At 61.0% G+C, this 12,247-nt stretch carries 7 protein-coding genes; 1 reads left to right on the forward strand and 6 read right to left on the reverse strand.

From position 1 onward, the window contains the following. Positions 1-588: 588 nt before the first annotated feature. The 6 genes from EAH78_RS22850 to EAH78_RS22875 are packed head-to-tail and all read right to left on the reverse strand — an operon-like array spanning position 589 to position 10,766. The gene (locus tag EAH78_RS22850) at positions 589-1,404 is read right to left on the reverse strand and encodes a YfaP family protein (RefSeq protein ID WP_140669543.1); all 816 of its coding nucleotides are present in this window, start codon (positions 1,402-1,404) and stop codon (positions 589-591) included. 3 nt (positions 1,405-1,407) lie between these two features. Further along, positions 1,408-3,027, reverse strand: coding sequence for a DUF2300 domain-containing protein (locus EAH78_RS22855; protein WP_140669544.1), 1,620 nt, complete (start codon positions 3,025-3,027; stop codon positions 1,408-1,410). Between the two features lies 1 nt (position 3,028). Then, the gene (locus tag EAH78_RS22860; protein ID WP_140669545.1) at positions 3,029-7,594 is read right to left on the reverse strand and encodes an alpha-2-macroglobulin family protein; all 4,566 of its coding nucleotides are present in this window, start codon (positions 7,592-7,594) and stop codon (positions 3,029-3,031) included. Continuing rightward, entirely contained in the window at positions 7,591-8,241 is a 651-nt protein-coding gene (locus EAH78_RS22865) for a DUF1175 domain-containing protein (protein ID WP_140669546.1), read from the reverse strand. Before EAH78_RS22865 ends, EAH78_RS22860 begins: the two co-directional genes overlap by 4 nt. Next, the gene (locus EAH78_RS22870) at positions 8,226-9,938 is read right to left on the reverse strand and encodes a DUF2138 domain-containing protein (protein WP_140669547.1); all 1,713 of its coding nucleotides are present in this window, start codon (positions 9,936-9,938) and stop codon (positions 8,226-8,228) included. The genes EAH78_RS22865 and EAH78_RS22870 overlap by 16 nt, the downstream gene beginning before the upstream one ends. Before the next feature lie 36 nt (positions 9,939-9,974). Then, on the reverse strand, positions 9,975-10,766 hold the full coding sequence (locus EAH78_RS22875) for a YfaP family protein (RefSeq protein WP_140669548.1): 792 nt from the start codon (positions 10,764-10,766) through the stop codon (positions 9,975-9,977). Between the two features lie 278 nt (positions 10,767-11,044). Between EAH78_RS22875 and EAH78_RS22880 the strand changes: the two genes are divergently transcribed. Continuing rightward, positions 11,045-12,190, forward strand: a complete 1,146-nt coding sequence (locus tag EAH78_RS22880) for a Fic family protein (RefSeq protein WP_140669549.1) — start codon at positions 11,045-11,047, stop codon at positions 12,188-12,190. The last annotated feature ends 57 nt before the right edge of the window (positions 12,191-12,247 follow it).

The raw sequence follows: 12,247 nt of genomic DNA on the forward strand, positions 1-12,247 counted from the left end.
ACTGAATCCCGAGCCGGACAGCTCTAAGAAGACGCACACCAAGCTGGGAATCTCCCCAAAAAATCAGTATGCTGCGCCCCACATTTGCGCATCGACCCGCCCCGCGGCTCAGATCGCACCGACACGGCAGATGATTTTCTCGCCAAGTCCCACAGCCGGACGCAAGATCCGGGTGTACGTTTTGAAGGCTGGCGCGGTTTACCAAAAATGAACCAAGCCAGTCCCCGAGAAGCCGGCCACAAGCCGGCTTTTTAATTGTCTGGAAGAAAGCCATTATTGGAGGTAGTTTCCTCATCGCCCCCCTCAAGCCCCTAGCCGAAAAAGGCTCAAGTCAACGCCCCCCAACAAAGCAAAAGATGTTCAACGAAGAAGATTACGTGCTTGTAGCGGTGGTTTCGAAACGACTTGAAGCGCCATTGCGAGTAAGAGTCAGTCTGGACGATCTCGACAGTTCAGCCAGGGCCTCAGAAAACGTCTGAATCGCCCGAAATCGGTCAGCAGCCTGCTGACCAATTTTGCCTGACTGCAATTGTGCAGCAAGCTGCTGCCCAATTGGAAAGCCCCTGCAGTACCGCGAAATTCCCCCTATCACGGATAACTAAACGACTTAACCAACGTCAACTCCCCCACCGCCCGCATAGGCACCAAAAACGTCTCCATCTTCTCGCTCGGCGTCCCCTCCTCCGTAATCACCGTCACCTGCGCCGTCGTCAGCGGCTGAACCGCATCCTCCTGCCCTTCCTCATCACTCCGATACCCGCCGCCGAAGTAGTTCACGTACACCAAATATTGCCCTTTGATCGGCGCCGGCATGGCGAAGATTTCCGGGCCGTACCCTGTCGTCACATCCACATCAAGCGCCGCGCCATTGGGTGCGACTCGGTCGCCGTACCAGATGTGTGCACCATCGGGCGTGATCAAGTGCAAATCCAAGTCGGTGTTATCGCTGTCCCAGGACAAAAGCACTCGCAATTTCGCCGGCGTCGCGCCACCGCTGGCATTAAGAAACTGCGTGCGATGCCGCTGCTGTCCATCAGGGCTGCGCACTTCGACGCTGTTGCTGCCATTGGGAAACGAGAACGGGCGATCAAAGCGCCCGGCCGGATCGATCTTCAGCGGCATGCTCACGCCGTTGACGATCAACCGACCAGGCTCCGTCGACTTGGGCGTGGATTTGATCTGGCCGCTGATACGCGCGGTATTGGCCTGCCCCACCGGGGTGTTCACCGATGAAGCGGGATAGTTGACGGTCTGGCGGAAGTTTTCACCTTCGCCTTCAACCGCGCCCGTACGCCAACCGCCGACGGGGGTGTCGAGTTTGACGGCGGCGTCTGCGGCGAAAATTGTCGGCATCACGCAAAAAGTACAAAGGAACAGGAAGACCTGTGGATAACGGAGTTTCATGGCCTATTCCAGCAAGAAGTGGCGGGCGAGCCCTTCGATGTAGGTTTCATCCTGGCCGTTGGGGTGTGCTTCGAAGGCCAGGTGCAGGTATTCGTGGGTCAGGTCGAGGCGGTCTTGCAGCGACAGTACGCCGCGCACGTAGATGCGCTGGCGTTCGCGGTCGACGTAGGGGCGGCCGAAGGCCAGGCGGCAGACGGCGAAGGTGCTGACTTCGTTGTAGCCGACCTCGCTTTCCAACCGTGCACGCCAGCCGCGGCGTTGCGTTTGCAGCCAGTCTTGCGCGGCGGGCAGTGCTTCGCAGGAGGCGACGGGGTTGTCCCAGCGGCTGAGGCTGGCGCGCGGGTAGGCGTGCAGCAGGATGGCGTCGTAGCGCTGGCCGGCGTTGGCTTGTTCGACGGCTTGCTGCCAGGAGAGTTTGTCCGGGCCGGGTTGATCGGAGTGGTAGGTGACGGTGCTGCCGGCCAATACGAGGTCGCTGGTCCAGGCGGCGATTTGGCGTGACTCGCTGGTGGCCGGGCGTGGGGCGACGCGTTGACGGCTGCTGCTGTCGTCGATGCTCAGGCAGTCACCGTGGCGCGTGGCGTTTTGCAGGAGGTAGGTGCGGATCGCGATGGCCAGGGCTTTGGCGGCTTCGGCGGGTTCAGGCTTGGCTTCGCGCTGGAGGACGCGGGCGACGTATTCTTCGCGATCCAGGCGCGCGACGAGCTGATCCTTGAGCAAGAAGAGTTCGCCGCCGCTGTGGATATCGAGCTGGTTGCCGTTTGCAAACTCGACGCGGTAGTCGCCCTGCAATGGCCCGGAATAGACAACACGGTCCCCCGCCAGAACCCGCGCAATCGGATATCGAGAAAACAGTCCGACTTCGACACAGCGCCCCGCATCCGCCGGCCATTCAGTCGGCAATACTGAAGCCAACGCCTCACCGTAATGACGCAGCACCATTTGACTGGTCCCGCGCCCACCGGCCCAGATCGGCGTGCCATCCGCCGTCCAACCGGCAAAACCGCCCTGACGCGATGACCGATCCTGATCCCCCAGCCAACTCCAGGTTTTCACCCGCAACCGGCCACCGAGTTCACCCACAACATTGCCGTCGGCGGCATTGAGTACCACATCGAGCAACACCCGCCGCGCCTGATCCTGCGCCGGCATCTCGGCCAACACCTTGAGCAGTTCAGCGACGGACACTCGCGTAGAGGGCTTTAACGACGGCAGGTCCAGCAACCACTGCGGCGCCTGTCGTGCTTGCCAATACGTGCGCCAGTCGGCGGCAGTGATGCCCAAACGTGCCGGCTCAAAATACAAACCACACGATTTCACCAACGCCTGATCCCGTTCAATCTTGCCGCCGGCCGTGCAGCAATAAACTTCGTCTTTCGATTGCCCACGACATTCATAAGCAGGTTCACGGGCGCCGGTATCCACCAGCCAACCGAACACAAACAACTTCCACAAACTGCCCAACGGTGCCTGCAAGTCAGCAGGCAAGGGCTCGCGTGAAATCACCTGAGTCCGGTTCAACGAAATCAATTCACCCTTGTAGCCCAGCCGCAACGGTTCGTCCTGCGCTGTCGCCAGCGCAGGAATCAAACATAACAGCAGCCAGACCAGAGGCCGGGTCATGTCAGTTGACCGTGACCTGACCGAGGGCCGGTTTCTGTTCCTGCGCCTGATGTTGCGGCGCGTAGACCTGAGTGAAGCGCACCGGCGGCAGATTGAACTGACCTTTCTGCGAGAAGCGCACCAGATGACGCAGGCGCAACTCACCGCTCAAGGCATCCACCGGAATCGCATAAGCCATCTGACCCGGCTCAAAACGCGCCTTCTCCAGCGCCGTCGGTTCGGTGCCGGCCTTGCCCATCAACTTGATGCCCCACGTCGTGCGCTCAACATCGGCGCCCGGCGGCAACGGCACTTCGAGCATGCCGTAGCGCAGTGGTTTCGCCGCTTTGCTGGTGATGATCACTTCGTCCAGGTACAGGCTGTCGCTGGACAACGGCTGGGTACCAACCGCTTCGAGTTTGAAGGTGAAGGCTTCGTCACCCGGCACCAATCGAGACAAGCGCCGAGTGATGGTCACGGCCATCGGATCAACCGAAGGTTGTTTGGTCTGGTAGCTCAACGCGGCGCGCAATGGCCGCTCCTGCGTTCCGGTCAACGACAATACGGCCGGCACCGACGGAGAACCCTGCCACGTCCAATACATCTCACCGGTATCGCCGTACTGTTTCTTCCAGCCTTCACCCGGCGCCAGTGCCATGGTCGGTGAAGCTTGTTCGATGCTGCGTTGCAACCAGGTCAGCGCCAGGGCGCGTTCCAGCGTCGATTGCTGTGGCAGCAAGCGTTGCAACAACGCTTGAGCGTGGGCCTGATCGAAGGGTTGCAGCGACAGGTTCAGCGCTTCGGCGAACGGCTGCGAGCTGACTGCCAAACGCTGTTGCGCATCCGCCAGTTGACGATTGAAAGCCTCCGGCAACGTCACCTTGGACTGCCGCGCCAGCGATGCCGTCAACACGCGCGCAGCGGCCAGACCGAGCGCTGAGTCCGGGTCGCTCATGACGAGGCTGTCTTCGCCATCCTCCATCAGGTTCGCGGCATTACCCTCGCCCGCTTTCGCCAGGTCATCCATCAAGCCGCTGAGCAAGGTGTTCACCGGCAATTGCATCTGTTTGGCGAACGACAGGATCAACGCCCGCTGCAACAGCGGCGTGTTTTTGGCCTGTTTCGAATACACCTCCAGCACCCGCTGCCAATGCTCCGGCGGCAAGCTCAGATCCAGCACCTTGCTGGCGTTCCAGTCGGCGTAATAAGCGTAAGCCGTGAGGAAGGCATCCGGCTCGCCGTCCATGCCCCACCAAGTGAAGCTCGCGGACGGCCCGGCCATTTGCACCAGGCGCAGACGGCTGTTTTGCATGATCAGGCGCAAGCGGTCGCGAATCTGCGGGTTAGACGCCAAGGTCGGATAGGCAATGCTCAGCGGCAGCAAACGACTGGCGGTCTGCTCGACGCCGCCGTACGGATAGCTCAGCAGATCATCCAGTGCCGAACGGAACAGCGCTTGCGGACTGTCATCCAGACGCAGGCGGATATCCGTCGCATCGGCCGGCAAGCTCAGCGGCGTATCACCACTGGCCACGTCCAGACTTTGGCTTTGCGTGACCTGCCAACCATCGCCGGTGGCAGTCAGGCGCACGGCCAGCGCGTCAGCGGTTTTGCCGTCCTGCACCAGTTCGGCGGCCCACTCGCCACTGGCCAACGGGAACTCCGGCAGCGCGATGTAGTTGATGCCGTTGTTCAGGGTCACTGGCACACGCTGATCGGCGCCGCCGACATGAATCACCAGCTCCGCCTTGACCGGTTTCTCGGCCTGACTGAAGGCGAACACCCCGAGACTCGGCTTGTCGCCGCTGCGGAATTTGGTCGGGCCGCTCCACTTCAAGTACAGCGGTTTTTCCGAACGCACGAACTGCTTCTTCTGCCCGACCTGCCCGTCATCGGCGATAGCCCGGGCGGTGATGCGCCAGCGGGTCAGCGAGTCCGGCATCTTGAAGGTAAAGCGGGTTTTGCCATTGGCGTCGGTGATCAATTCCGGCTGCCACGCGGCGGTATCGACGTCTTCACGACGCGGTCGCTCCAGCACTTTCACCCCGCGCTCGCTGCGGTTGGCTTTGCCCGGTGCGCCGGGGCTGCCCGGCAGTGCCACGTCGTAGCTGATGAACGACAGGCTGGCGCTGGTGCGCACGTTGTTGCGGCGCGGGTGGTAGAAGAACTGGTCGATGGTCGGCGCGACTTCCGGTTGCAGCGCGTAGACCATTTCGTCGACCACGCTGACGGTCAGGTGCGCCGGAATCGGCTTGCCGGCGAACTGCGTGGTCAGGTCGACCGACACGGTATCGCCCGGTTGATACGTCTCTTTATCGGTGGCAATGGCCACGTCGATTTGCGGCGCGACGACCTTGATCCCGGCGTTCTGGAAGCTGTATTGGCCGCCCTTGGTGTAGAGCACGGAGAAGGTCAGGTTCGGTGCGAAATTGTCTTTCACCGGGATGCGCGCGCGGTATTGAGTGTCGCTCAGTTTTTCCATCTTCAGCCAGTCGCCGCCCTTGGACAGCAGCGCGGTGGCCTCGACCTTGTCACGCTCAAGCGACAGCAATGCATCGCTGACCGGCTCCGGGAACGTGATCAATGCCAGGGCTTCATCACCGGCCTTGTACTCGGGTTTATCGAGGACGATTTCCACGGTGCCCGGCACGGCTTTGACGCCATCGCCGGTGACCGAATGACCGGTCGCACCGACCACGCGGCCATGGTCATCTTTCAACGTCAGGTTGTAAGTGCCGGGACGGTCGAAGGCCACGGTGAAGCCTTTATCTTTGGCGGCCAGTTTGCCGTCGCCGGAGGTCTGATCTTCCAGACGCACCCAGCTGTAGCTGCTTGGCGTCACGGTTTTGCTCTGCTCGTTGGCGCCCTCGTTGACGTAGCTGAACGCAACCTTGTCGCCCACCGCACTGAACCGTTGCGGCGCGCTCAAGCTGAAACTCGCCGCACCACGGTCGATGAGGATTTCCTTGGTGGTCTTGACCCGATACGCCGCGCCGTCGCTGGCAAACACGGTGAGCATGTAGCGGCTCGGTTTCTCGGCGGCCGGCAAGTCGAGGGTCGCGTTGCCCTTGGCGTCAGTGGTCAGTTCGGTACTGGTCAGCTCCACCGGGAATTGCCCGAGGTATTGCAGTTCGTTGTCGACCATCGACAGCTGCTGGGCACGCAGGCTCAGGCTCAACTTGGCGTTCGCCACCGGTTTGCCGTCCGGGTACAGCAGCACCAGGCTGCCTTTCACCGGTTCGCCGGTGCGGTAATCCTGCTTGGCCAGGTTCAGCGATATTTCGAAGTGTGGCTTGATGTATTCAGCCACACGGAACGCACTGCTGTAGGCCTGATCCTTGTAGCTGAAACGCAGTTCGTAACCGCCCGCCACCGCATTGTCCGGCAACTGGAATCGGCCTTGGGTGCCGGCCTTGGAATCCAGTTTCAGCGCCAGCGATTGCAGCGCCGTGCCGGTGGCATCGAGCACGGTCACGTTGACGTCGGCCGCAGTCGGCGCGACGGAATCCCGGGCATTCTTGAATTCGCGCCCGACGATTTTCAGCGACACCCAATCCCCCGGCCGGTACAGCGGTCGGTCGGTGAAGGCGTAGAGTTTGGTGTCGTAGATTTCGCTGTCGTAGTAGAAGTTTTCGGAGACAAACACCCCGCCCTCTTCATCCTCGCCGATCACAAACGAACGCTCGGGACTGACGTGTTTCAGACGCAGTAAACCATCGCTATCGGTGGCTCCGCTGCTCATCACGCCGAGGCCATCGGTCCACAGCACATTCACTTTCGGCACCGAACTGCCTTCGTGTTTGCGCGCGGCCCAGACCACCAATTCATCACCGGCGATCTTGCTCACCGCCACGGTGTTCGAGACGAAGACCATGGTGGTCGCGCGGTACTTGCCGATCAGCGCTTCCACCAGGTACAGACCCGGTTTCAGGTTGCCCAACGGAATGTAGACGTTACCCGGCGCGACGCTGACGAACTCGCTGGAAGAGCCCGCCAGGTTCACGCCTTCAGGCGGCTGGATCGGTTTGGCTTGCCACAGCGGGTAGCGGAATTGACTGACCACCGGCAGGCCCGGGATCAGTGCAAATTGCGGCTGTGCGTCGTAAGGCGTTGGCGCGGAGATGGCGGTGCCCATCTTCAGTTCCGGCACCTCTTCGGTGACTTGTTGACGGGACTCGTAGGAAAACGCCCGTTGCATCACGCGACGGGATTTTCGGTACCAGTTGTCCCACAGGTACGCGAGGGTATTCGACAGCCCTTCGCCCTTGAACTGGCCGTCGCTGACCACGCGGTGCAGGTTCTTCTGACGCTTGAGGAAATCCAGCGGCTTGTCGATGCGGTACACGCGAATATCGGCGCCGCCGTAGGGCTCCATGCGGAACCGGCGATAGTCACGACCCGGTGCTTCGAGGCGCACCATCGCCTGCTCGTCGCTGGCGAAGCTGCTGTCGGCCAGCAGGAAAAAGCTTTCACCAGCCATCGGCGTGTAGCCGCTCGGCTCGACGGTGTCTTCGGCGTTGACCGCTGAAAACGGCAGCACCATAACCAACAGCAAAGGCAGAAAACGCAGCATGCGGGCACCGATCATTGGGAGAGAAAGTTCAGTCGATAGACGCCGATGAAGTTGGGGTTGGCTGCGTCGGGTATCCATCGGGTGTCCTTCCATGTCATGAGTTGCTGCAGGCTCGCGGATCGCATGCCGTTGTCAGTGGGGGTGGTGGTGCCGGTGTGATAGGCGATGTAGCGGCCCATCCAGATCATCAGGTGCTGGTCGTCGCCCTGATCGAAAAACATCAGGTCCCCGGGCCGGGCTTGCGCCACGTCCCGACTCACCAGATGGCTGTTGAACTGAATCAGTTTGATCGCATTGACGTACGGCCCGACCTTGCCGCCGCCCTGCTGCCACTGCTGGGCAAGACCGCGTTGCGCCTCGCTCAATTGCAACTCCGGCGGCAGGTAGCGATTGGACAGCCCGTTGCTGCGCAGCCATTTATCGTCATGGACTTTCAGCGCTTCGTTGGCGGCGAACCGCACCAGGCCTGCGCAGTCCTGCTGATACCAACGCGGGCTCGGGCCTTGGGTCAGCTGTTCCTGGGCGATGCGCACGAACCAGGCGCGGAATACCTGGGATTGCTGCGGATCCAGCGGCGCGGCCTCAGTGGCAAAGGCGCGACTGCCCAGCAACATCGCCAGCAGGCCGAGGCCGCGGATGAGTGCGGTCACAGGGCTTTCCATTCCAGCGGCAGCCATTGCCAGTGGCCGTCAGGCTCGCTGCCTTCGGGCAAGGTCAGGGCGTACTTGCCGTAGCCGCCGAGCTTGCGCAGTTTCGGAATCAGGTAGGTTTGCGCGGCGTTGTAAAACACCGGCTCCATGTCCTGCGGCAGGCTGTCGAGGGTTTCCTGTTGCATCAGTTGCGCCATCGCATCCGGGCCGAAATACACCGGCATCAGCAGGTCTTTCGGCACCACGTCAGCCATCGGCGGGAAGCGCTTGTCGAGCGTGCCGAGGGCCTTGTCCACGAGCTTGTCGTCAAGGGAAAACAGCAGCGTCGAACCGTGACGGGCCAGGCTGACTTTCATGAAGGCCTTGCCGGAGATTGCGTCCGGATTTTCAGCCTCCTTGGCTTTGTAAGGACCGAAGTTGGAGCTGACCTGACGCTGCCACTGATGAGTCGGGCCGTCCTGTTTCTCGACCACCGGGAACGCGTGTTCTTCGACATTGGGCTCATAGGCGCCGACCATCGAACTGAACAAACTGCCGAGGTCGCCATCCAGCTTTGCGCTGTCCTTGTCGTTCAGGCTGGCCACCAGCAACGGCGTGTAGAGGCGCGAATCGGCGTACCAGCACAGGCCCGCCGCGCCGGCCATGTGTTCGGTCAATGCCTGGGCTACCGGTTCTTCGGCGCCGAGTTTCACCAGCAGTGGTTTCTGTTGTTCGGCGGCTAGCGGCAAGGCCACGCAAGCACTGGCGCCCATCGGCATGGCTTGCCAGATCGGTTTGAAATCGAAGTCCGGTTGATCGTCCAGTTCATCCATGGCGAGGAAGCTGTGCCAGCCCTTGTCGTCCATGTCGAAACGCAGCCCGGCGAAATTCGGGATGAAGCGCTGGTAACCCATGGCCAGGACGCTGGAATTGACCGACAGGCGTTGTTTCACTTCCGGTGCACGGGGTGGCAGGCCGAAGGCTTCGGGGAACAGTTTGTCGCCGTTGAGCAACGCGGCGATGGCCGTGGTTGAGACAGTGCCGCGCTCATCGCTTGGGCCGTTACTCGGGTCGTAGAGCTTGGAAGGATTGGACAGCACCACCAGTTTGTCGCCATGGGAGGCGAACACCAGCGCTTTGCTGTTGTTGTAGGTGAGCTGATACAGCGCCACGTCGTCGGCGCCGACTTTCACCTCACTGAGTTGGGTCAGCTGCGAATCGTCCAGCGCCACTTTGGCCAGCGGTTCCAGCACCTTGGCCAAACCACCGCGATCCATCACCAACAGGAAATCCTTGAGCCGGCCATCCGCCCCGCGCCACAGCGCCACGTCGGCGGGTTGATCGAAGAGTTGTTCGATCAGGCTGTCCTGCAACTTCAAGTCATGCTCGTAGATGATCCGCCGCAGACTGCCGATCAAGCCGAGGCGATCGACGTGCGCTTCGTAATAGAAGACGAAATCCTCGGTCAGGGTTTCCTTGAGGAACGGCACTGCCAGCAGGTCCTTGGGCAATTGGCTCAAGGAGTGGGTTTCGAGCAGACCGTCCGGCCGGCTCATGCCCAGTTTGTCGCTGGCCAATTGCGCCGGCGGAGCCTTGGGTTTGTGCATGAACCACCCCAATCCGCCCGCGACGCCGGCCACCAGGGCCAGGCCGACCAGCAGCGCCGGCCAGCGGCGAGGAGTTTTGGCGGCTGGTGTTTCCGCAGCCGGAGATACTGTGTTATCGCTCATGTTCACAACGCCCAATTCATCCGTGGTGCGGGATGCTTAATAGTTGAAAGTCTTGACCAGCAACAGGTCACCGATGGCCCGCAGGGGCACGATGAAGGTCTCGCGTTTTTCGTCGACGGTGTTTTCGTTGAGCACCAGGTTGATCTGCGAGGTGATGACCTCGTTCTGGTTGCTGGTCTCATCGAAGTTATAGCCTTCGCTGCCGAAGTTGCCCCAATAGTTCACGTAAACCAGATAGGTGCCATGCAGCGGCGCGGTCATGGTGAACATTTCCGGACCGGGGCCATCGACGCCGTCCGGGTCGAGGCCGCCGCCATTGGTCAACGCCGTGTGGGCGAAAAACGCATGCTGGCCGTCGGGGGTGATGATGTGCAGGTCGAGCTCGGCTTTCGGGTCGTCCCAACCGAGCACCACGCGAATCCGTGCCGGCGTGCGCAAGTCATTGGCTTCATAGAATTGAACGCGCTTGAGCGACTTGCCTTCGGCACTGCGCACTTCGACGCTGTTGGAACCCGCGCCAAACGCGTACGGCCGGGCGAAACGCCCTTCATCGTCGGTGTACAGATTCAGTGGATTGCCGTTGACCGCCAGGGTGTGCGGCCCGCGTTGCGTGCCGATGGCCTTGAGCTGGCCTTCGATCATCGTGCGATTGCGCTGCACACCGCGGTCGATGGGCGGTGTGGGATAGGCGACTTGCGGGTTTTCGCTGCGGTCGAGCAGGCCGTTATAGCGCCAGCCCCCCACCGGTTCCGACAGCTCAGCCGTCGGCTCGGCCCAGACAGCGCTCGCGCAGACCAGCCCCATCAGCAGCAAAAGAAATGAACGCATGTGACGCCTCCTGCCATGCATAACGAAACCTTGCGCCCGATCCTCGGCGCGTTACAGATCCAAATACTGCGTTTCGTCAGAAAGACCCGTGAATAGTGGGTCCTGGAAGGCGCGAAGGTTAGCCATTTGGTGGAATTTTAACAATCGGATACATCTTGATTTGCTGCGAGCATCACGAAGAAGTTTGGGCGTGAGCCGAATAGCGATCTTATTCGGCTCACAAGATGAGCCGAATAAGACTATTATTCGGCTCATTCACTCTGGAGTTACCCGTGGTCATGGCACCTCACTGGATTTGGCAACAGCCCGACTGGCCGAATTTCACCTGGCAATCCGAACGCCTGACGCCACTATTGCGTGAGTGCGTGCAGGCGCAAGGCCGGTTGATGGGCATGGCCAGTTCCGTGGACAGCTCACTCAGCGCACAGAGCGAACTGGATGCACTCTTACAAAACATCGTGACGTCTTCAGCCATCGAGGGTGAGCAGCTCAATGTGGGCTCGGTCCGCTCATCGCTGGCGCGGCGCCTGGGTCTGGAGGTCGTCGATGGCGATAAAGTCAGCCAACGCAGCGAAGGGCTGGCGCAGTTGATGCTCGACGTCACGCAACGCTTTGCACAACCGCTGACTCTGCCGCGATTGCTGGAATGGCATACATGGCTGTTTCCAGATCAGGACATGAATTTCGGCGCCCGCTCGATCCATGTCGGCGAGTTGCGTGGCGATGAACCGATGCAGGTGGTGTCCGGGCGGCTGGACAAACCGACCATTCACTTCGAAGCACCGCCACGCCTTGGGCTTGAACAGCAGCTCGATACATTTCTTGCCTGGTTTGCAGCCAGCCAGAAGCAGGACGGGCTCGACCCATTGCTGCGGGCCGGCATCGCACACTTCTGGTTCGTCACCTTGCACCCCTTTGACGACGGCAATGGTCGCCTCACGCGAACCCTCACCGATCTGGCGCTGGCTCAGGGGGAGGCGCAGGCCATCCGGTTCTACGCCATGTCGGCGAGCATCCTTGAGGATCGCTCCGGTTATTACCGCGTGCTGGAAACCAGCCAGAAAAGCTCCACGGACATTACCGAGTGGCTGCAATGGTTTCTGCAAACCCTGCTGCGCAGCATGCAGCAGGCCATGACACGGATCGAAGCGGTACTGGGCAAGGCGCGGTTCTGGCAGGCGCACCGGGAGGCAAAACTGTCAGCCGAGCAGATCAAGGTACTGAACCGCTTGCTGGACGGTGGGGAGCGAGGCTTCGTGGACGGGATCAGCGCGGCTCAATATCAAGCCGTGGCAAAAGTATCGAAAGCCACCGCGACCCGTCATTTGGCAGAGTTGCTGGAGAAGGGTTGCCTGCATCGCCTGCCTGGCGGTGGGCGTAGTACTCGCTATCAAGTCAGCTATCCCGATGACTCAATACAATAAATCTGCGTCAACACCTACCTGTGGCGAGGGGGCTTGCCCCCGTTGGGTTGCGAAGCG

It is taken from the genome of Pseudomonas arsenicoxydans (assembly GCF_006438915.1).
Classification (GTDB): Bacteria; Pseudomonadota; Gammaproteobacteria; order Pseudomonadales; family Pseudomonadaceae; genus Aquipseudomonas; species Aquipseudomonas arsenicoxydans_A.